The 21,277-nt window shown below is 50.4% G+C and carries 18 protein-coding genes and 1 pseudogene; 6 read left to right on the top strand and 13 right to left on the bottom strand.

Features of this window, described 5'->3' with window-relative positions:
• Positions 1-4 precede the first annotated feature (4 nt).
• Genes citC through citD form a run of 5 tightly spaced genes read right to left on the bottom strand, consistent with a single transcriptional unit; the run spans position 5 to position 4,990 of the window.
• Entirely contained in the window at positions 5-1,747 is a 1,743-nt protein-coding gene (gene citC, locus GCWU000325_RS08095) for a [citrate (pro-3S)-lyase] ligase (RefSeq protein ID WP_006255894.1), read from the bottom strand.
• Positions 1,731-2,240, bottom strand: coding sequence for a citrate lyase holo-[acyl-carrier protein] synthase (gene citX, locus GCWU000325_RS08090; protein ID WP_006255893.1), 510 nt, complete (start codon positions 2,238-2,240; stop codon positions 1,731-1,733). The genes citC and citX overlap by 17 nt, the downstream gene beginning before the upstream one ends.
• A 14-nt stretch (positions 2,241-2,254) precedes the next feature.
• A complete protein-coding gene (citF, locus tag GCWU000325_RS08085; protein WP_006255892.1) occupies positions 2,255-3,790 on the bottom strand; it encodes a citrate lyase subunit alpha in 1,536 nt (511 codons plus the stop codon).
• Positions 3,787-4,677 carry a citrate (pro-3S)-lyase subunit beta gene (citE, locus tag GCWU000325_RS08080; protein WP_040599534.1) on the bottom strand — a complete coding sequence of 297 codons (891 nt, stop codon included), beginning with the start codon at positions 4,675-4,677 and terminating at the stop codon, positions 3,787-3,789. Before citE ends, citF begins: the two co-directional genes overlap by 4 nt.
• Before the next feature lie 34 nt (positions 4,678-4,711).
• A complete protein-coding gene (gene citD, locus GCWU000325_RS08075) occupies positions 4,712-4,990 on the bottom strand; it encodes a citrate lyase acyl carrier protein (protein WP_006255890.1) in 279 nt (92 codons plus the stop codon).
• A 1,123-nt stretch (positions 4,991-6,113) separates the two neighbouring features.
• Between citD and GCWU000325_RS08060 the strand changes: the two genes are divergently transcribed.
• The 3 genes from GCWU000325_RS08060 to GCWU000325_RS08050 all read left to right on the top strand — a co-directional run bounded on the left by GCWU000325_RS08060 (position 6,114) and on the right by GCWU000325_RS08050 (position 9,108).
• Positions 6,114-7,199, top strand: coding sequence for a mannose-1-phosphate guanylyltransferase (locus GCWU000325_RS08060; RefSeq protein WP_006255887.1), 1,086 nt, complete (start codon positions 6,114-6,116; stop codon positions 7,197-7,199).
• A 316-nt stretch (positions 7,200-7,515) separates the two neighbouring features.
• Entirely contained in the window at positions 7,516-7,851 is a 336-nt protein-coding gene (rbfA, locus tag GCWU000325_RS08055; protein ID WP_040599533.1) for a 30S ribosome-binding factor RbfA, read from the top strand.
• A gap of 18 nt (positions 7,852-7,869) precedes the next feature.
• The gene (locus GCWU000325_RS08050; RefSeq protein ID WP_006255884.1) at positions 7,870-9,108 is read left to right on the top strand and encodes an FtsX-like permease family protein; all 1,239 of its coding nucleotides are present in this window, start codon (positions 7,870-7,872) and stop codon (positions 9,106-9,108) included.
• Between the two features lie 637 nt (positions 9,109-9,745).
• Here the strand turns inward: GCWU000325_RS08050 and gpmI are convergent.
• From gpmI to dxs, 5 genes are all read right to left on the bottom strand, one after another.
• Positions 9,746-11,284, bottom strand: a complete 1,539-nt coding sequence (gpmI, locus tag GCWU000325_RS08040) for a 2,3-bisphosphoglycerate-independent phosphoglycerate mutase (RefSeq protein WP_006255881.1) — start codon at positions 11,282-11,284, stop codon at positions 9,746-9,748.
• A 343-nt stretch (positions 11,285-11,627) separates the two neighbouring features.
• Positions 11,628-12,194, bottom strand: coding sequence for a phosphoribosylglycinamide formyltransferase (gene purN, locus GCWU000325_RS08035; protein ID WP_006255878.1), 567 nt, complete (start codon positions 12,192-12,194; stop codon positions 11,628-11,630).
• Positions 12,195-12,234: 40 nt separating this feature from the next.
• Positions 12,235-12,765 (bottom strand): hypothetical protein, encoded by a 531-nt coding sequence (locus GCWU000325_RS08030; protein ID WP_006255877.1) that lies wholly within the window; start codon positions 12,763-12,765, stop codon positions 12,235-12,237.
• 134 nt (positions 12,766-12,899) lie between these two features.
• Positions 12,900-14,243 (bottom strand): Trk system potassium transporter TrkA, encoded by a 1,344-nt coding sequence (trkA, locus tag GCWU000325_RS08025; RefSeq protein ID WP_006255876.1) that lies wholly within the window; start codon positions 14,241-14,243, stop codon positions 12,900-12,902.
• A 70-nt stretch (positions 14,244-14,313) separates the two neighbouring features.
• Positions 14,314-16,230: a 1-deoxy-D-xylulose-5-phosphate synthase gene (gene dxs, locus GCWU000325_RS08020; RefSeq protein WP_006255875.1), complete on the bottom strand. Its 1,917-nt coding sequence runs from the start codon at positions 16,228-16,230 to the stop codon at positions 14,314-14,316.
• A gap of 60 nt (positions 16,231-16,290) precedes the next feature.
• Between dxs and GCWU000325_RS08015 the strand changes: the two genes are divergently transcribed.
• Positions 16,291-16,527 (top strand): hypothetical protein, encoded by a 237-nt coding sequence (locus GCWU000325_RS08015; protein ID WP_006255874.1) that lies wholly within the window; start codon positions 16,291-16,293, stop codon positions 16,525-16,527.
• Between the two features lie 454 nt (positions 16,528-16,981).
• The gene (locus GCWU000325_RS08010; RefSeq protein ID WP_006255872.1) at positions 16,982-17,221 is read left to right on the top strand and encodes a hypothetical protein; all 240 of its coding nucleotides are present in this window, start codon (positions 16,982-16,984) and stop codon (positions 17,219-17,221) included.
• A gap of 33 nt (positions 17,222-17,254) precedes the next feature.
• Here GCWU000325_RS08010 and GCWU000325_RS08005 read toward each other — a convergent pair whose 3' ends face one another.
• The 3 genes from GCWU000325_RS08005 to GCWU000325_RS07995 are packed head-to-tail and all read right to left on the bottom strand — an operon-like array spanning position 17,255 to position 20,477.
• Positions 17,255-18,694, bottom strand: a complete 1,440-nt coding sequence (locus GCWU000325_RS08005; RefSeq protein WP_006255871.1) for a lipopolysaccharide biosynthesis protein — start codon at positions 18,692-18,694, stop codon at positions 17,255-17,257.
• On the bottom strand, positions 18,694-19,734 hold the full coding sequence (locus tag GCWU000325_RS08000; protein WP_006255870.1) for an NAD-dependent epimerase/dehydratase family protein: 1,041 nt from the start codon (positions 19,732-19,734) through the stop codon (positions 18,694-18,696). Before GCWU000325_RS08000 ends, GCWU000325_RS08005 begins: the two co-directional genes overlap by 1 nt.
• A 5-nt stretch (positions 19,735-19,739) precedes the next feature.
• Positions 19,740-20,477, bottom strand: coding sequence for an IspD/TarI family cytidylyltransferase (locus GCWU000325_RS07995; protein WP_006255869.1), 738 nt, complete (start codon positions 20,475-20,477; stop codon positions 19,740-19,742).
• Between the two features lie 672 nt (positions 20,478-21,149).
• Between GCWU000325_RS07995 and GCWU000325_RS12025 the strand changes: the two are divergent.
• Positions 21,150-21,277 (top strand): annotated as a pseudogene (locus GCWU000325_RS12025) (IS5/IS1182 family transposase); the annotation flags it as partial.

Here is a 21,277-nt window from a genome sequence, read left to right as displayed (position 1 = left end):
TGATTTAGGATAATATCGCGTTGAGTAAAAAAGTGAGTGAAAGTATATCAGCACTGCCGCCCGGAGAGATATTTTCTTTGATATATCGCTGATTGAGCTTGATTAGTTCGGCCTCAGAGAAGTTGCTCAGCAACGCTCGGGCTTCTTCTTTGACCTCGGACGCTACTTGCGCTCCCTTGCGGTGGAGTACATTGGTATCGTCGAGCGTAGTCATTATATATAATAGGGTTTTGTGGGCTGCAAAAGTGTCGCCCTTTAATTGACGTAGGTAAGGCAACCAGTCGGCAAACAGATCGGGATAGCCGGCTGCTGCTTGGGCTAATGCACCCCCAACGTTATATTGTCGGCGAACGGCGTCGCCGTGTGTGCCTTTCGGGGCGGGGAAGTCGGAAGCTAAACGGCAGATGGCCGTGCGCAGGGGCTGCTCTTGAATGACACCATGTATATAATAGTTATGTGCGGCCGCAATCAGCACGAGGCCCATGGCAAAGAGGGCGCCTTTGTGTGTGTTGACGTTGTTTGTAGCCAAAAGCATTTCACGCTCGGCTTCCAAGCCCAAGCGGCGCATCTCTTCAGACGTGGGCAACTTTTCTTGATACCCCAGCTGAGCAAGAGCTACGAAATGGGGATGGAGCGCGTGAATGCTTCTACACATTAAGTTGTAGTCCATATCTTGGTGAGCACCGGTATCAATTTGATCAACTAAGCCAGGCTTCGGACTTGAATCCAATTCGCTTTGCAGAGCTATTGTTGCCAGTTTGGCCAGCAGGTAAGGAATCGTGGTAGGATAAACTTTCGGCGCTGCTTCGGAAAATTTCCCTTCGGCTAAAGCAGTTCGCACCGCTGAGGCACTAATCGCTCGATCTCCTTCGCTTAATCGCGCCATTTCTACGACAGAAATGCCCTCAAACGGAAGAATCTCGTGCATCAGTTCGTTGTAGCGCTGCGTCATTGCGTCAAGCGGCTCACTACCCACAAAGCGGATCTTAGCACCTAAAGCGGACGCTATACGCTTTGCACACAGATTGAGATCTAAGCTCATCTGCGTCGTAGCGGCTTCATCAAGTTCTTTGAGAAAATAAGTGGGGAACGTTGCTGCGGAAATGCTATAATCGCTGCCTTCGCAAACGATAACGTTCCCTATGTTGCGACAACCCGCTTCGAGCATAGCCTTGCGCTCGGCGTAAGAGAATTCGGAGCGATCCTCTTTGACGGGAATAACAAAGAGCGTGTCGACTTGGCGCGCTGCTTGGGTAATGAGGAAATGATGTCCGCGTGTAAACGGGTTGGCATTCATCACGATGAGGCCTGACGTGCCTTCGCGTCGAAGGCTCTTTAGATAGCGCTCATACGTAAGCCAACCGCTCAAGCCGTTCTCGAGTAAAACAGCTTTGGGAGCTTCGGCCAGCAAATGGAAGCCGAGGCTCTCAAAGATCTTTTGATTAGAAGGCTTGGTAAAGACTTTAACCGCCTCATATTGCCTGCTCATCGCAATACTCATCAGATGCGACACGAGCGTAGCGCTAATGCCTTCGTCCCTCAAAGTATCGCTCACGGCAATACATTTAATAATGTCTTTGTCCAATCCGCCTCCGGCAAGAATCTGATCGTCGCCAACTGCTGTCACTACGGCATAATAGTCCAACGCATCCAAGCGCAGCCCATTGGCAGCGAGAAAAGCCGTAACGCGTTCGCGGTTTGTGCGAACGGTTAAAGGGTAACTTTGTATTTCAAAGTCGTTGGACATAGTCTGCGACAAGTTGGTCTATACGTTTGTGTATTTCTTCTTGCGTATGGCTGTGATTACGCATACAATAGCGTGCATCTCGATCGCAAAGTAGGCAGCGACGGGGAGCTCTTCCGATCGTTTTGCGCGAGGCGGGTGCTCCGTCCTTTTGAATAACATCAACATCAAACAATCGTCCGAGCGGATGTTGTTCTTCTACATCGCAAGCTATCGTCTTCGCTTCGGGAATTGAGAGGGAGACCAACAGATAAGCTTCGTAGCCGGTTTCCAAATCAAGCTCTTCCATCTGAAGGAGACGCTCGCCAAAAGCCGTTCGCACAGCTTCAACGGCAGCTTGCGCTACAATGAGAGATTGGGAATTACGCTTCACACTTCCCGGCATGATGACCGTCAGGCACACAAGCGTCGCTAAAGGGTTTTCCTGCAGCAATGCTTGCTGTTTTGCCCATCTGTTTTCGCGGCTGGCCAGAAGTTGGTCAAGCGTAACTCCCATAAAGGATAACTTTTTTATCCCTGTATATTACGGATCACGTCGAGTACCGTGTTGTCACGATACATCACAACGCCAACCACTTTCTCGCCAAACGGCAACTCAGCGGGTTGGCCAATGATCTTTTCTGCGCGTTCTTTCAAATCGTTCAAATCGACAATCTTCAAGCCGGCCGCGCGAAGGCGTTCTGCCACTTCCGGACGGCGCGGATTAACGGCGATGCCGTATTCCGTTACGACAACGTCAACCGTAGCACCCGGCGTAATCAAAGTTGTTACCTTATCAACCACGCACGGGATTCTTCCGCGGAGCAAGGGGCACACAATAATAGAAAGCGCAGAGTCGGCAGCCGTATCAGGGTGGCCACCGATTGCACCACGGATGATACCATCACTGCCTACAAGCACGTTCACATTAAAGTCAACGTCTACTTCCAAAGCAGAGAGGATCACGATATCCAAATAGTGCGTTGCAGAGCCTTGCTCGTCAGCTGCGGCATATTCAGAAGCCGAAACTTCCTTGTGGAATTCATTGTTCTTCACTGATTCAGCAGCAACCTTATCGAAAGATTGTACGTCGATCAAGCGCTTAATGAGTCCCTCTTCGTGCATCTTAACCATATGAGCCGTGATACCACCGAGCGCATAGTTGGCTTTGATGCCTTTTTCGATCATACTTTCGCGGATAAACTTCACTGCAGCCAAAGATGCTCCGCCGGAACCCGTCTGGATAGAGAAGCCATCTTTGAAGTAGCCGCTATTGATGATCACCTTCGCTGCCTGTTGTGCCAAAAGAATGTCGCGTGGGTTCTTCGTGTCGCGAATAGCGCCGGAAGCGATCTTTGAAGAATCGCCCACTGATTCTACCTCTACAACGAAGTCTACCTTATGCTCTGAAATAGAATTAGGCGTGTTCGGATAGTCTACGAGGTCATCCGTAATGATCACAACCTTATCTGCATATTCAGCATCAGGAAGCGCATAGCCGAGTGAACCGCAAATAGACTTCGGATTCTCAGAGCGAGAATAGCCGGCAGCATTTCCCAATGGGTCGCAAGAAGAAGCGCCGAGGAAAGCCACGTCGATATGCAAGTCGCCGCGTTTGATGGCACTTGCGCGATCGCCGTGAGAGCGGAATACAACGGGCTCATCCATCAAGCCGTGTGAAATCTCATTGGCCAATTCGCCGCGAAGACCTGAAGTCGACAAGCGATTGACTACGCCGTTGCGAATATGTTCGATCAAGGGCTTGTGTACGTCCTGCAAACTTGAAGCTGCGATATGCAGATTCTTGAAGCCCATCTCAGCCAGTTTAGCTACGACCATGTTAACCACCTTATCGCCACCGCGGAAGTGGTGGTGGAAAGAGATGGTCATCCCATCTTTCAAGCCGCTTTGGCGGATAGCTTCCTCCAGCGTAACGACCTTCGAACAAGTCTTTTGATATTCTAAGCGAGGCGTGCCGACTTTCTTAAGATCATCAACAAATGTTTTTTTGCCCATTTTGGCAGCTGCCGCCTCGATCATAGCAGCTCTGTCGTTTATCTTATTCATTGTAAATCCTCCTTAGAAATTATGCCTGACGCGAGGGCCAAGTCGATAGTACGTTGTGCTCTGATTACTACAGGGCGGTCCACCATTTTACCGTTTACGGCGATTACGCCGCTACCGCGCTTCTCAGCTTCTTTAATGGCAGCAATAATCGTTTTAGCCTTCTCAATGGCTTTCTCCGTCGGAGCAAATACTTCGTTGACGATCTCAATCTGGCGAGGATTGATGATTGACTTACCGTCGAAGCCCAATTGCTTGATCAGCTCTACCTCCTTGCGGAAAGTTTCCATATCGTTCAAGTTAGAGTAGACCGTATCAAGCGCGTCGATGCCGGCTGCGCGTGCAGCTACGACAATCTGTTGGCGAGCGAAGAGCAGCTCCGTGCCTTCCGGCGAGCGTTGCGTCTTCAAGTTTGCGCAGTAGTCTTCTGCGCCAAGAGCTATGCCCATCATACGCTCAGAAGCCACGGCGATTTCGTAAGCGTTGACAATGCCGAGCGTACTTTCAATGGCAGCCATAATTTTTGTGCGGCCGAGGCAGCCGATTTCTTTCTCTACGCGCTCTATTTCGCGTTCTACCTCGCGCACCTCCTCGGCTGTTTCCGTTTTCGGCATACGAATCACGTGGACGCCGGCTTTTACGACAGCCTCAACGTCTTTCTTTCCATAAGCCGTATTGAGTGGGTTGATACGCACAACCATTTCCGTGTTGCCGTAATCGATTGTTTTCAGTGCATTGTGTACTAACAGGCGAGCCGCATCTTTTTCGGCCATCGTAACCGAGTCCTCAAGGTCCAGCATGATTGAATCAGGGCCGTAGATAAAAGCATCCTGCATCATTCCCGGATTGTTTCCCGGGACGAACATCATAGTTCTTCTTAGTCGTTGCATAGTATTCCTTCTAATAGATGTTTTGTTTTCGGCATTAAGCCCATACGTCCTTGCCCGTAGCGCGAACGGCAGCTGCCGTCACTCGAGCACGAATTGTGCAATCCAAGGCCCCTTTGTCTGTTGCTTTAACCAGTGCGTTGTCTACGCCCAAGTCGGTAAGCGTCTCTGTGATTACTTTTTTAATTTGCTCTCCGAATTGGAAAGCGACGCTGCTTTCCAGATCAACCTGCAGCGTTCCTGTTTCTGAAGGTGCGATCTGAATCAGAATATCTCCCGATTCGAGCGTACCTGCGAAAGCATTTTTTATATCCATAATATTTTACCTGTTAAGGATTAACTGTGTATTCGTCGTAATAACGGTACAAATATGCAGCCTTTTTTTTATTTGCACAAACCATTCTTCAAAATATTTTGTTGTTGCCGTTATTTAGTTATAACAAAATGGCAATTCTTGTTTGCTACAATGCATTTCTTTTTTACTAAAGCCATCTATTCGAAGCCAGTATTTTATCTTTTCTCTATCAAAGTGTCTCAAAAGATTATTTTATTGCCATCTTGCACATTTTCGTCTTTTATGTGGTATATGGCTGTTTTGTTATTCTTTTTTGCCGCTTACCATCTCTTTTGAATGTTTAATTTTGTTGCGTCTATCAGCTGTATTCTATCGCAAGAAGTCATATTTATAAAATTATTAGTCAAACGACGCGGTAGATAAGGGCTTATTCAATAAACTACAAGGAAGCTGATTTCTTTCGCATACTTCTGTAATTTTTGTCGCCATTTTATTAAAACAGAGGCCTTGGTGTTGTGCTGTGATTGGGGCGACTTTCTGCGCGATTATTCCATCTTGTCGTAGTGCGCTTTGGACGTGATTTTCATAATTCGCATCTCCTAAAATAAATCATTCAAAGGCTATTGTGCAACTGAAAATTTCGCTCGTTCATTGTTTGCTCGGACCAAACTATCGTTTGCTAGGAGGAAACTATGGTTTGGTGGCAGCAAACTATCGTTTGGCCTCGGCAAACCATAAAATGATAAGGTGCGGAAAGGGAGAGATGCGCCTTGCGCGCGCATTTGTTGGCGATTTTAATCCTTTGTCGGCAACAGGATTAAAGCTTATACGTCCCTGCTCGAAGTTTATCCGACAGGCGGCAAAGGGTATTTATGCAAAGTTTCCTCCGTTTGCAAACTTATGGTCTGCCATATATATAATGTGTATCGGCTTTCGATGTTTGAGGCGGAGAATAGGAGGCGAGGCGGCGCATACTTATACCAAGCCGGCAAGTAGCTGCGATAAACGCGTGCCGTTAAGGCTTATGGGTGGTTTAATTCGATATTTAGCAGATTTAACGTAAAGGCCGGAGCAAATAGTTGCTTATTTCGCGCGAAAAGATTAAATTAGCGGCAGATTCAAAACCAAAAATCGTCGTACACAAATGAAAAAACAGCACAACTATTGCATCCTTCTTGCCGGCGGAGTAGGCAAGCGTCTTTGGCCTCTCAGCAGAAGGAATATGCCTAAACAGTTTCTCGATTTCTTTGGCACGGGCCGGACGCTGATACAACAGACTTACGAGCGTATGGCTCGATTCATACCGACCGAAAATATCTACATCTCGACATTTGCCGACTACGAGCCGATGGTTAAAGAGCAGTTGCCCGACGTCAGCCCCGACAATATCTTATCCGAGCCTGTCCAACTTTCTACGGCGCCTGCCACGGTGTGGGCCTCTTACCACATTTCGCTGCGTGATCCGGAGGCCAATATTTTAGTGACGCCCTGCGATCAGCTCATCAGCGATGAAGCTACCTTCATTAGCGAGATGGAGGCCGGTTTGGACTTCGTAGCGAACCACAATGCGATGCTGGCGATGGGCGTTAAGGCCCAATGCGCCAATTCGGCCTACGGTTATATTCAAATGGGGCAAGAAAAGCGTAAAGATCTCTTTGCTGTGAAGTCGTTTACGGAAAAGCCTGACCTCGACTACGCACAAAAATTTGTCGATTCCGGCGAGTTTCTTTGGAATACGGGCCTTTATCTCTGGAATGCAAGCACCATCGTGCTCACCCTCCATACCTTGATGCCCGAAATCGACGCCCTCATCAAAAAAGAAGGGCCCACGCTCACGCAAGAAAGCGAGATTCGCCTTGTCCGTCAGTTTTATCCGACTAATTATCACCGCTCTATTGACCTCGTAGTCTTAGATAAGTGCGAAAATGTCTTTGTGCAAGCGTGTCGTTTCGGATGGGCCGACATCGGAAGTTGGCCCGAGTTGCGCCGCGCCGCGACGAAAGACGTCGACGGCAATGCTGTGTTGGGTGATCCTCAAGTTCTTTTCGCCGGCAGCAAGGACAATCTTGTTTATCTGCCGGCTGAAAAGCGTGCCGTTATTCGCGGTCTTGACGGCTTCTTGGTTGCGGAGCACGGCGATGTGCTTGTAATTTGTCCTAACGACGACCACGCCTTGGTGAAAAAGCTCTTCAAGGAAGCCGAAATCGTCTTGGGCGAAAAATACGTCTGACGCGCTCTCCTGCCGCTCGAGTTCGCTTTCCCACCGCAGCGACTTAAATCGCCGCGGTAGGAGTTCACGCCTTTGCCGCCAGGACTTTCCTTTCCCGCCGCCTTGTTTTCGGCGCAACAGTTGCGCGTGTGCGCCCCGTCCGCTTTGTTTCAACGCAAAAAAGCACTCCGCCGCGTGCGATCATCGCACGCGGCGGAGCAGCATATTGGCGCTTGTGTCGCCCTTCCCCCACAAAAGAAGTCGTTTAATGCAGATATTCTTTCGCATGTCTGCTTTTTCTGTTTTATCTTTGTGGCAAAATAGCATTGAGACAAATATGGAAACGACCAGACAGCAAAAAATAGAGCGATTGATCCAAAAAGAATTGAGCGATATGCTGCAGCGCCAGACGCAGCAAGCGCCCGGCGTACTCGTAAGTGTGAGTCGCGTCCGGATTTCTCCGGATCTGAGCGTTTGCCGCGGATATTTGAGCGTTTTTCCTTCAGAAAGAGGCGAAGAAATCGTGGCCAACATCAACGCCAACGTAAAGACGGTGCGCTTCGAACTGGGTAAGCGCGTGCGCCATCAGTTGCGCATCATCCCCGAATTGAAATTCTTCATCGACGATTCGCTCGATTATATCGAGCACATCGACGAATTGCTCAAGCAATAAGCCCGTGCGCCACGCATTATGAATTTCCCCTTCTTTATCGCCCGCCGTTATCTTTTTTCTAAAAAGAGACACAACGCCATCAACATAATTTCGAGCATCGCCGTCGGAGGTGTGGCGCTCGCCACGATGGCTATGGTTTGCGTACTCTCGGGTTTCAACGGCTTCCACGACTTAATCGGCGGCTTGTTCACGACGATTGATCCGCAGCTTGAGGTCGTGCCCACTAAGGGGAAGGTGGCCGCGGCCGACGATCCGCATTTGGATGCGATCCGTAAGGATCCGGCTGTGGCCGCCTTTTCGGCCACGCTCAACGATGATGCCCTGATTCTCTTCAAAGGGCGTCCGACGGTCATTCGCCTGAAAGGCATTGACGAGCGCTATGCAGACGTGACGGGCATTCGGCAGATTCTCTACGGCAAGGGAGATTTTGAACTTCAGCGCGCCAATCTCAATTACGGCATCCCCGGTTTCGGCCTGGCCAATTCGCTTGGCGGCCTCAATTTCGGCGAGGTGGAAATCTGCGTCCCGCGCAAGGGCGAGCAAATCAACCTGCTGAATCCCGCCGAAAACATTAACGTCGGTACCCTCCAAAGTTCGAACCTCTGCTTCCAAGTTTACCAGTCAAAATACGACAACAATTACATGCTTTGTCCCCTCTCCTTTGCGCAAGATCTGTTTGAGAAGCAAGGCTGTATCTCCGCTTTGGAACTCAAATTAAAGTCGGACGCTGACGAGGCTGATGTCAAAGAGCGACTGCAAAAGTTGGCCGGCCCTACGTTCAAAGTAATGGACCGCTACGAACAACAAGAGGGCACTTTCAATGTGATGAAAATCGAGAAACTCTTTGCCTTCTTCTTCCTGACTTTCATTGCCCTCGTGGCCTGCTTCAATATCATCGGCAGTCTCTCGATGCTCATTATCGACAAGCGCGATGACGTGGACACCCTTCGCCATCTTGGCGCAACGGATAAAGATATTTTACGCATCTTCCTTTTTGAGGGCCGACTCATTACGGCGCTTGGCGCGATCATCGGCCTGCTTTTAGGCCTGTTACTCTGTTTTTTACAGCAAGAATACGGCTTACTGCGCCTCGGGACGACGGCCGGTAGCTTCATCGTCGATGCCTATCCCGTCAGCGTGCGCGCTGAAGACATCTTGGTCATCTTTGTCACCGTCATCGTCGTAGGTTTTCTTTCCGTGCGCTATCCTGTAAGTTACCTCGGCAAGCGTTTGCTTCGCAATGGGCAAACGTCTTAAAGACAATGGACTAACAACTGATCCTTACATCCTGTTTTCTGCGTAAAACGGCACTGATCGTAGCCGCTTTACTTTTTGCTGTGTATGCTTCCACCCTTTTTCTTCTCGATTTAGTTTGGCAGAAAGGGCCGCAAGGCTTATGCTTTATCGGCCTGTCTGTCGATTTTGGAGAAACTTTCACCCATTAAAAAACGCGCAAAGCCGGTCGGCGATGGGCAGCTATCCCGATTTTTACCTTTACGCTCACGATGAAAAGCACTTACGCTCGTGAGCGCAGACCTTTTTCATCACGAGCGCACACCTTTTTTATCACGATGAAAAACCTCAGACGTGGGAACGAGGCGGCCCATCGTGCAGCGGGGCGCAAAACCTTTTCGATTGTGCGTGGATACATAATGCGTGCTACTGACTCCCCAAAAAGAATGCCGTAACGGCCTGCGGAGCATCCGGCGCGCGGGGCGGACATTACGCAAAAAGTCCGGCGATAGGCGGAAGCAGCGTGGAGAGGTCCGCGCGGCCCGATGGCGCTTGCAGGGCGCGAAATAGGCCGGCCGATAGCCAAGATACAAAAAACTCCGCGCCCGCCCAAAGAGAATGGGCAAGCGCGGAGGCATCAATATAATGAAAAAGAAATTGCTTAATCTTCGATCAAGTCGTGGCCGGTCATTTCCTTGGGCTGCGGCAGGCCAAGGATGTGCAAGATACTCGGCGCCACATCGGCCAAGACGCCATCTTTCACCTTCGCACCCTTATTTGCCGTGACGTAAATGAAAGGCACGGGGTTGAGCGAGTGAGCCGTATTGGGCGAGCCGTCGGCATTGATTGCGTTGTCGGCGTTGCCGTGGTCAGCGATGATAATCGTCTCGTAGTCGGTTTCGTTGGCAGCCGTCACGACCTCATTCACGCATTGGTCGATGGCTATCACAGCCTTCTCGATTGCTTCGTAGACGCCCGTGTGACCGACCATATCGCCGTTGGCAAAGTTGACAACGATGAAGTCGTATTTGTTTGTGCGAATGGCTTCGACGAGCTTATCTTTTACCTCGAAAGCGCTCATTTCGGGCTTCAAATCATAGGTGGCTACTTTCGGAGAGGCTACGAGTATGCGGTCTTCACCTTCATAGGGCGTTTCGCGTCCGCCATTGAAGAAGAACGTGACGTGGGCATATTTCTCCGTCTCGGCCGTGTGGAGCTGCTTCAAGCCCCGGTTGCTCAGATATTCGCCGAGCGTATTTTGTACGTTCTCTTTGGGGAAGAGAATGTGGACGCCTTTGAACGATGCATCGTAGGGCGTCATGCAATAAAATTGCAGTCCCGGTATGGTTTGCATACCTTCTTCGGGCATATCTTGCTGCGTGAGGACGGTGGTCAACTCTTTGGCGCGGTCGTTGCGATAATTGAAGAAAATAACGACATCGTTGGGCTTGATACGCCCATCGACCTTGGCGTTAACCAAGGGCTCCATAAACTCATCCGTGTCCTTGTTTTTCTCCGTCGAGCGGTCGTAGCAGCCTTGCACAGCTGCCACCATGTCCGTTTCCTGGCGTCCTTCGCCGTTGACGAGGTTGTCGTAAGCAATCTTCAATCGGTTCCAGCGCTTATCGCGATCCATCGCGTAGAAACGGCCGATGATCGTAGCCACGTGTGCGCCCTGCTTGTCGCATTCCTTTTCGAGTTTTTCGATAAAGCCTTTTCCGCTGCGCGGATCCGTATCGCGGCCGTCCATAAAGCAGTGGACGTAAGTTTTATCACCGACGCCGTAAGTGCCGGCTATGTCGATGAGCTTGAATAAGTGGGACAATTCGGAATGGACACCGCCGTTAGAGACGAGTCCCATAATATGTAGTCCGCAGCCTTTCTCCTTTGCGTATTGATAAGCCGAAACGATTTCTTTGTTTTCAAGAATGGAGCCGTCGGCAATTGCACGATTGATCTTCACAAGGTCTTGGAAGACGATGCGGCCTGCGCCTATGTTTAAATGGCCCACCTCCGAGTTGCCCATTTGTCCGTCGGGAAGTCCGACGTTTTCACCACTTGCTAACAACTGACTGTGAGGATACTCCGCGTTAAGTTTGTCGAGGAAAGGCGTCGGCGTGTTGTAGATCACATCGCCCTTGCCTTTGTTGCCAATTCCCCAACCGTCGAGAATCATTAACAATGCTTTTTTGCGTACCATATCGTTGTCGTATTTTGATTTCTTGTTTTATTTGTCGGCGAATTTACTGTAAAAACGGCATAAAAAGAAGCGGGCATCTGAAAAAGTGTCTCCGGAGGTTTGCCTTTTATCTTTTTAAGCCACATAGTGCGCGGTGAAGTTGGCAAAATGCGAGGCGATGATTCGCTCCTTGGCTTTTCTGTAATTGAAAATCAGACGGAAAGCGCCGCCGATGGGGCGGAAAAATGCGATCAGCGTACTTGCTGCGGCGATTATTGACGCAAGGGGTACGCTGATGGGAACTTGTCGAAGCCTGTCGGGGCATTGCGCTTTCGGCAGTGGACTTCGATAAAACCGGATGGGCCTATTCGGGCAAAATATTGTCGATTACTTCCGGAAAATGGCGTTGTTCGAGGGTGTGAACCTTGGCTTCGATGGCCGCCACATCGTCGGTGGGGAGCACGGGAACGCGGGCTTGAAAAATAATCTTGCCGGCGTCAAACTCTTCGTTGACGTAGTGGATCGTAATGCCGGTTTCGGTGTCGCCATCTCGCTTTACAGCTTCGTGAACATGGTGCCCATACATTCCTTTTCCGCCGTGGAGGGGCAGGAGGGCAGGATGAATGTTGATGATTTTCTGAGGGTAGGCCACGATTAGATAGTCGGGCACTTTCAGGAGAAAGCCCGCGAGGACGATGAAGTCGATCTTGTAAGATGAAAGCAGTTCGATGGTGGCGGCTGCATCGGAGAATCGGTCTTTTGTCCACACTTCGGTGGGTACGCCGTGGTTGTGCGCCCTCACCAAAGCGTAGGCGTCGATTTTATTGCTCACCACGAGTGAGACGCGGGCGCGTTTGGAGTCTTGAAAATAGCGAATAATGTTTTCGCAATTGGTCCCGCTGCCGGAGACAAAGATGGCAATGTTGGTCATAAATGGGCGGTTGAGGCGTGAAAACTTGCTGTGGTCGGTGTTAAGCCGTTTTTCCGGCGGGGAAAATGCGGTCGAGTTCGTCTTTTAACGCTTTGGCAGCGCGGCCGTTTGAGGAGGAGAAAGCTACATAGTGGCCGTGGTCGCTGTGGAGCCAAATCTTGACGCAATATTCTCCGCTAAATTCTAAATCTGTCCGCTCGATGTCGTCGTATTTTATGGGGCGGTTGAACACAAGCAGGGTGCGTGATTCGTCGAAGGCGAAGGCGTTGGCTGCAATGTCGTCTATGTAGTGGCTGAAGGCGATTTTTCGTGTGATGGGGCCAAATTCGCTTTCAATGGCTGCGAAGCGGGCGGGCATCAAGTCAAGTTCGCGCACTTCTTCTCCGGCCGACGCGAAATGTTGTCCGAAGTTGCGGCCCTTCCATAGGTAAATCAGGAAGACGATAAAGGTGAAAGCGAAAAGAAGTCCGGCTAAACAGAGCGTGTAGGCGTCTAATCCTTTTGCTTTCTCAGTGTGAAACATTACGTCAACGATAGGGAAGACGAAAAGGGCTAATATAACTTTCTTCATAATCGGGTATTGTTGTTTGATCGCTATATATAATATGTCTGAATTCGGGTTTGGCAGGCGGCAGATGAGGGCGGTGCGTCGCGGGTTGGGGTTATGCCGCCGCGGGTTGGGATTGTCGCTGCGCGAATCGGGCGTTAATTGAAATATTTCTCTAATCGCTTGAGCGAACCTTCGAGGCAAAACGCTACAACGCGATCACCGGTCTGCAAGAGTGTGTTACCATTGATCAGGACGCCTTCCTTGCCGCGGACCATTCCGCCCAACGTCACTTCGGGCGGAAGTTTGAGGTCCTTAACCGGACGCCGCGTCACTTTAGATCCTTCTTTGACAACGAATTCTGCGACATCGGCGGCCGCAACCGTGAGGTTCTTCACCGTCGTTACGTCTGCCTTGAGAATCATGCGGTAAATGTGGCCCGCAGCGAGCCGCTTTTTGTTGATAATTGAACCAATATCGAGGCTTTCGGCCATTGCTATGTAGTCGGAATTCTCAACTACGGCGACGGTTTTGCGAACGCCGAGGCGTTTGGCTGCAAGGCAGGCCAGCACATTGGTCTCTGAGTTGCCGGTAGCTGCCACAAAAGCTTGCGCATTGTGAATGCCTTCTTCGATAAGCAGGTCTATGTCGCGCCCATCCCCATGTATAAACATTATATGTGGATTCGTGAGTGTCGAATCCAATTGCTCGATGCGGTGAACGTCGGCTTCAAAGACTTTAGCTCGCATATAGTCGGGCAGATGTACAAGGGCGCGCTCGGTAGTCTTTCCGCCGCCGAGGAAGAATACGTTTTTTACGTCCGGATAGTCTGTTTTTCCAGCTATCTCGCGCAAATAAGGAACATACTTTGGTGTCGTCATGAAATAAACAGCGTCCAAACAGCGCAAGACATCGTTGCCGTGTGGGATAAGCGTTTCGCCGTGGCGTTTAATGGCGACAACATGTAAAGGCATATCGGGTGCGCAAAGATCGCGCAAGGGCACGTCTAAGCAGCGCGCATCTTCGCGTACTTTCACGCAGATTAAGAGTAGCTCTCCGTCCTGCACTTCTATCCACTGACGGACCCAGCTTCGCTTAATATTATGGATGATTTCCAAGCCGGCAAGTTGCTCTGGATAAACAATAGAGTTGATGCCTACGCTCTGAAATGTCTCTTCGTTTTGCGAATGGGCGTATTCCGGGTTGTCTACACGCGCTACGGTCTTCTTGGCGCCCAAGCGGTTGGCCAAAATGCAGCTCATAATATTATGCGCCTCGTCCGGCATCACACTTATAAACAGATCTGCCTTCTTTATTTCCGCATTATTAAGCGTGGCGAGCGAAGTTGGCGATGCGCAGAGCGTAAGCAAATCGAAGTTGGCTCCGATGTTGAGCAACTTATCCTCATCTTCGTCAATGAGTGTTATGTCATGATGCTCTTTCGTGAAGAGTTTAGCCAAATGCCGGCCTATTGCGCCGGCGCCTGCAATAATAATTTTCATTTGAAGAGAGCGTTACAGCATTTGAAGCGCACTGTTGCGGTTCGCTTTTCTTGCTTTTACATCAATGTTATCAGCTTTTGGCGAGCGTAGGATCGGCGAGTAATTGTCTAACAGCCTGTTTGATGCTGTCTTTGTCCAAGCCTACGAGGCGATAGAGCTCATTCGGGCTACCGTGGGGCACAAACTGATCTGGCAAGCCCAAGCGTTTGATGCGCGGATTCCATCCGTTGTCCTCCATATATTCTAATATCGCCGTTCCCATTCCGCCCATGAGTGCGCCGTCCTCGATGGTGATGATCTTGTCGAAGCTTTTACCGATTTCGTTCAGCAGTTGCGTGTCGAGCGGTTTAAGGAAGCGCAAGTCGTAGTGAGCAATAGATGCCGGCGTCTCCTTTTCCAGTTCCGCAATCGCATCTGCCGCCAAGTTGCCAATAGGTCCGAGTGAGATGATCGCCAGATCCTTTCCTGCCTTCATAATCCGACCTTTCCCGATAGGAACTTCTTCAAGCGGACAACGCCAATCGAGCAAACGACCACGCCCTCGCGGATAACGAATTACGAAAGTGCCCTTGTTCGGCGTTTGCGCCGTGTACATCAAGCGCCGCAATTCGCATTCGTCATAAGGTGAAGCAATCGTCAAGTTCGGAATGGGGCGCAATGAGGCCAAGTCGAAAGTGCCGTGGTGCGTAGGCCCGTCCTCGCCGACCAGTCCCGCGCGATCCAAGCACAAGACTACCGGCAAGTTGAGCAGCGCCGCGTCGTGTATAATATTGTCATACGCCCGCTGTGCAAAGGATGCGTAAATGTTGCAAAAGGGCTGCAATCCCTCTTTCGCCATACCGGCTGAGAACGTCATAGCATGGCCCTCCGCAATGCCCACATCAAAAGCCCTATCCGGCATTTCGCGCATCAAGATGTTCATAGAGCAACCTGTAGGCATTGCCGGCGTGACGCCGATGATTTTTTTATTGGTGCGCGCAAGCTCAAGCAGCGTTTCTCCAAACACGTCTTGAAACTTCGGGGCTTGCTGTGCCGCGCCTTCGCCCAAGCGTTTGCCGCTTTCCGCGTCAAATTTGCCCGGTGCGTGCCAAATCGTCGGCGCCTGTTCCGCAGGTTTGAGTCCTTTGCCTTTTATTGTGTGCAAGTGGAGCAGCTTTGGCCCTTTCATTTCCTTGATTTGGCGCAGCGTTTCGACCAGTTGGATGACGTCGTGTCCGTCTGTCGGCCCAAAATAACGGATATTCATCCCCTCAAAGATGTTTTGTTGATCCGTGAGCAGCGCTTTAATCGCATTGTTGAAGCGCAATACTTTTTTCTTTTTTGAATCATCGAGCACCCCCCAGCGCATCAGTCGGCGCGAAAGGCGGAAGCGCAAATCATTATAAGCGGCCGACGTGTGCAGACGTTGCAGATATTGCTTCATACCGCCCACACTGCGGTCGATGCTCATATTATTATCGTTGAGGATAATCAGCAAATTATTGGGCGTATCTGATGTATTATTGAGTCCTTCAAAGGCCAAGCCGCTACTCATCGCTCCATCGCCGGTCACGCTCACGATATGGCGGTTTTCCTCGCCTTTTTTGAGAGCTGCAACGGCCATACCGAGTGCCGCAGAGATGGAATTGCCCGCATGGCCGCAAGCAAAGGTATCATAAGGGCTTTCTTCGGGGGAGGGAAAGGGGCGAACGCCGCCAAACTTGCGGTTGGTATGAAAAGCTTCTCTGCGGCCGGTGAGAATCTTGTGCCCATAAGCCTGATGTCCGGTGTCCCATACGATGCGGTCGTCCGGAGTAGCAAAAACGTAGTGCAAGGCTACGGTCAATTCTACCGTACCCAGACTTGAGGCCAAGTGGCCCGGATTGTGCGAGCACTCATAAATAATATCCTCGCGCAATTCTTCACAGAGCGTCGGCAGATCTTCGAGCTTCAATTGTCTGAGATCGTCCGGCGTATTGATGTGAGATAAAATCTTAAATTCAGGCATAGTCCTTGAGTAGAAGGGGCTTTCTTCCCGCTATTATCTTGCAAAGGTACATATATCGTTATGATAGCCAAAGGAAAAACTCGCGAATTATCCTTATTTCGCGTAGCAACCGTCGACCAAGGAAAGGTTCTGTTTGCGTTCGTGCGATTATCGAGTGGGGAAGTGCAACGCTTTGCTCATAAAAAGCGGACTATAATCGACTATGAAAAGCCTTTTTTTGATTTGCTCTCCATTTTTCGTTTCGCCCTGTCGGTTGGAGGGCTGCGTACAGATTATTTTGTAGGAAATAGGGCTTAATATGCGATGAAACCGCCTGTTTTTGCATTTTATTGGTGTTCGTTTTTCGGCGTAGTTCGCTATTTCGTTGTGCAAAGGGTGGGGCTTTTTATCCGTAGAATTAGGTTGTTGCTTTTGAAAAATGGACTGTTTGTGTTTTTCATCGTGATGACAAAGGTTTGTTCTCGTGATAAAAAGAGTTTCATCTCACGATAAAAAAGATTTATTCTCGTGATGAAAAACGTCGCAGGTGGGCACGTGCCGGTTTTTTCTCCTATTTGTGCGCTTAAAAGTGAATGATTTATACGATGAAAAGGGCGTTTGTTGCGTTTGTTCCGGGGCATTAGGGCTCGCGTCTCTGTTTGCGGCTGTTTTTTTGAAAGACCAACCCTAAGGGGTTGTCAACGTTGGGGCGCGTTATGCAGGGTTAAGCCGCTTTGCAACTTAACCCTGCCCTGCCAAAAGACTAACCCCGATGGGGTTATTTGAGACGGGAAGCGTTTGGGGATGGTCGTGTGTGGAAATAGGATTGAGTTTGATGGGGTTATTTGAGGCGCGAATGAATGGAGAATGGGCTTCAGAAGATCAATGGATTATCTTCGATGGGCTTTTGTCGGTAGCAAGTATCGAAGAATGGCGTTGGAGGCAAGGGAAAACGGGCTTCAGAAGAAAAAAGGACAATCTTCGATGGACTATTGTTGGTGGCAAGCATTGAAGAACGGCGATGGAAGCTTGGGAAAATGGGCTTTTATGCCTTGCGGCGTTTGCGGAAATAATCCAAAGCCTCTTCGAGCAGCCGCACACGGAAGAGCTTGAGGCTGCCGAAGTAGATGCCGCCCACTAAGATGATGCGCAAGATGAGCAGCAGGTAGATGTTGGAAAGAAAAAACGTGAGTCCGTAGGCCATAAGAATAGCTGCGAGCGACGCGCCGGCAAAGGGAAGAATGTCGGCCAAGGCCTGACGGAATCGAAGATGAATGAGGCGCTTGGCAAAGCATTGCCAAATGAGCAGGCCGAAGATGTTGAGCAGCGCATAAGCGGCCACCATCGTCGTCACGCCAAAGGTATGCAGCCCCGTAATGAGCAATAGTTGGGCGAGAACCAGTGAGAGCGTCCCCCACATATAGAGATCAGAGCGTCCGCGCCCGATGCAAAGGTTTTGATAGATGGTATAAAAAGGCATAAATGCGCCACTTACGCAAAGCATTTGCAGGAGTGGTACGCTGTCGGCCCACTTGGCGGAGAGCGTAACAAAAATAAATTCTTTGGCTACGAACGATAGGCCGAATAAAGCCGGGAAACCCAGCATCGCCGTGAAGCGCATGAGTTTGCGAAATACGCGCAACTGGCGCTCTTCCTCGCCTTCGATGGCGGCTATTACGGGTTGGGCCACTTGCAAGACCATGTCGGAAATGAAACCATAGCCCATCGCGTCCCATTTATAAGCCTGCGAGAAATTGCCGACGGTGCGCGCCGGATAAAGTCGGCCCAGAATGACGGTGAGTACGTTGTTGCCCACGGTGTTGATGATGGTCGTTGCCAAAATCTTGCTGCTAAAGCCAAACATTTTGCGAATCGGGCTAAAATCAATGCGGAATGATGGGCGCCAAGCCGAATAATAGAAGCGCCCGATGCTGACGAGCGTGATGTAAGTCAGACTCTGCCAAGCCAAGGCCCAATAGCGCAGACCGCCCACCGCGGCTAAGATGCCTACAAGTCCGCCAACGATCATCGCAACCAGTGTGATGAGCGCCTTTTCCTTGTTGAGCATATTGCGATTGAGGTAGGCGCTATGCGAAAGTCCGAAACTTGAAATCACAAAACTCAGGAAGATGACGCGCGAAAGTGAGACGAGGGCGGGCTGATGGTAGAAGTCGGCAATCAGCGGCGCGCAGAAGAAGAGTAGGACGTAGATGGCCAGACTGGAAAGCAGGTTGAACCAAAAGACGGCGTTGTAGTCGTTGTCCGTAATCCGCTTTAAGTTGACCAAGGCCGAGGCAAAGCCGCTGTCGCGCAGGTTGCCGGCAATGGCGATAAAGATCGTGAGCATCCCCACTATACCATAGTCGGCCGGATCCAAGAGCCGCGCCAGCACGAAGCCGATCAAGGCGTTGAGGATCTGCATGCTGCCGCTGTTGAGTGCACCCCAAAGCAAGCCGCCGGCCGTTTTCTCCTTCAGATTATCCATTATTCTTCCTCTTGCATGGCTTCTATGACGCGGCGAAACATCTCTTCGCGGCCCACACGCGGCTTCCAGCCGAGCGCAAGCAACTTCTCCGTAGACAGGCGTAAGCGCGTGGTGGGTGGATAGGGGGCATCGGGTTGCAACTGAATGCGTAATCGTTGCGCGGGAGCGAAACTTTGCAGCACGCTTTCGCCTACTTCGCGGATCGAAGCATAGTTGTCGGCGTCGGCTACGTTGTAGGCCTCGCCGTTAGTGCCTTTGAAGAGCAAGGTGAGCAAGGCCTCGGCCGCGTCGGTCGTATATAAATAATTGTGGCGCGTTTCTCCGGTACTCAATAATGTGATGTCCTGCTTTTGAAGTGCGGCGCGGGCAAACATGGCAAAGACGCGCCCATCTTCGCGCCCTACGCCGGCACCGAAAGTTTGGGTGAGGCGGGCTATTTTTATGGGTGTGCCGTATTCGCTTGCGTAGGCTCGACAAAGACATTCGGCTGCGCGTTTGCCCAAACTGTAACTGCTGCGCGGGGCGAGGGGATCAACATAGCCTTGATCGGCTTCGGTGATCGGCACTTCGTCGTTGGTGATGCGCCCATAGACTTCGATGGACGACAGATAGACGACGCTCTTCGCTTCTGCGGCGCGCGCAAAATCGAGTACGGCACGTGTGCCGTTGAAAATAGCGTCTAAGGTTTCGACCGGCTGTGTTACGAAACTTTTTGAAGCCGTCGGGGCTGCTCCATGTATAATATAGTCGACGCTTCGTGCGGGACAAGTCGCAGAAAGTTCGCTCAACGTGCTTTGGAAAAAGAGTCCGCAGTCGGCAGGAAGGAGCCGGCGCGCTTTTTCCACGCTTCTTACGGGCAGCAAAAGGTGCAAACCGAGTGCGTGGGCTTGATTGAGTGCACACAAGCAGCGCACGAGCGTGGCGCCGATTAAGCCCGTTGCGCCCGTGATGAGTATCGTTTGCCCGCGGAGGGCTTCTGCGAAGCGGGTGTGCGCTACAAATTCATCGGCATCGCGCCGGAGCGTAGAAAACGTGGGCATACGTGTCAGAAACCAAAGATTTGCTGATTCTCATGTACTTGCACCATCGCGCGAAACAGGAAGAAATCGGTCGGCGTTGTGATCTTGATGTTCTCCATCGGCCCCATTACCAAGCCCAACTTATAGCCGTAATGGCTCATCATAGAGCAACTATCGATGAAGTCTTCGCGTCCTTCTTCGCGAGCGCGGCGATGGGCGGCGATAATGTCTTTGAGGTAAAAACTTTGCGGCGCACGCGCTATTTTAGACTTGGCGCGGGTAGGAATTTCCAAGCTGCCGTCAGACTCTTGTACGACTAAGGTCTCCGTAGCCGGGATGCACGTGATGCAACTTCCGGAGCGGCGAACTTCTTGTATGTTGTCTGTGATGGTTTCTTCGGTAATTAGCGGCCGCACGCCGTCGTGGATCAATACAATGGGCGACTCTGTCGCTGCCGACTCTTGCTTGCGGGCGAAAAGTTCCGCTGCTTCGAGGCCGTTGTAGATAGATGCTTGCCCCGTATTTCCGCCTTCGACGATGCTCACAACTTTGTTGATCTCAAACTTCTTGAGCATTTTCTTCAGAAAGGGGATCCACTCTTTCAAACAAGCCACAACGATGGCATCGATCTGCGGATGATTGTCAAACAATTCGAGCGTGTAGATGATGATAGGCTTGCCATTGAGTTCGAGAAACTGCTTCGGGCGCGACTTAGTATTCATCCTTACGCCCGCTCCTCCGGCAAAAATGACGGCAATGTTCATACGTACAAGATGTTATTTGCTTGCAAAGTTAGCAGATTTCCATCGAACACGGCCGCCGGCAAGCAAAAGAAAGGCGCAGGGTGGGTGCTTTTCTGTGTAAGTTCGTGCGCGTTCACTCTAAGAACGCTTTGCTAAAAGTTGCAGTTGGGCATCGTTTTTAGCCTCTTTACGATAGTCTATAAAGGGATTGAAATGAAAAATGCGAGGCCTATAATAGGCGTACACGTAGTGGGAATTTTGTGTATCCTCGGTGTACTTTGGGTGGAGGCAAATAGAATAAATAATGTGTGCTTTGTGCGTGTGTCGTGGAGGCTTTGCACTTGTTTTTTCTATACGAAACGCAATACGGCCTTTCTTTGATGGGCATAGCAAGATGGCGAAGGGTTTGATAAAATATAGGCGACTATAAGTGATTAGGGCTGATCTTTCAAATCGGTCGCTTATATCTATTTGAACATGCTGATAAATTAAACCACCAAAGCTCATCCCCGCAACGCAACTCATTAGGCTTGGTCGTTGACGCTTTCCGCAGACGGGCGTTGGCTTGTTTTGAAAGACCAACCCTATGAGACCTTTGCACAGCGATTGGTGTGTATTTTGTTTGTTAATTCATTGTATAATAGGAAGTTATTTCGTATATTTGAGCATTAAAAACAGCATAATACTCCTCCCATGGCATACCAATCCAAGAATACCGATGAGCATGTAACATTTGCAGACGCACTCCTTTCAAAGCGTTATCGCAAAGCACAAAACGACTTCCTCAATCAGGTTGACACGCTTATCGATTGGCGTCCGAT

Source organism: Alloprevotella tannerae ATCC 51259 (assembly GCF_000159995.1).
Taxonomy (GTDB): Bacteria; Bacteroidota; Bacteroidia; order Bacteroidales; family Bacteroidaceae; genus Alloprevotella; species Alloprevotella tannerae.
This window is presented reverse-complemented; position numbering and strand designations above follow the sequence as displayed.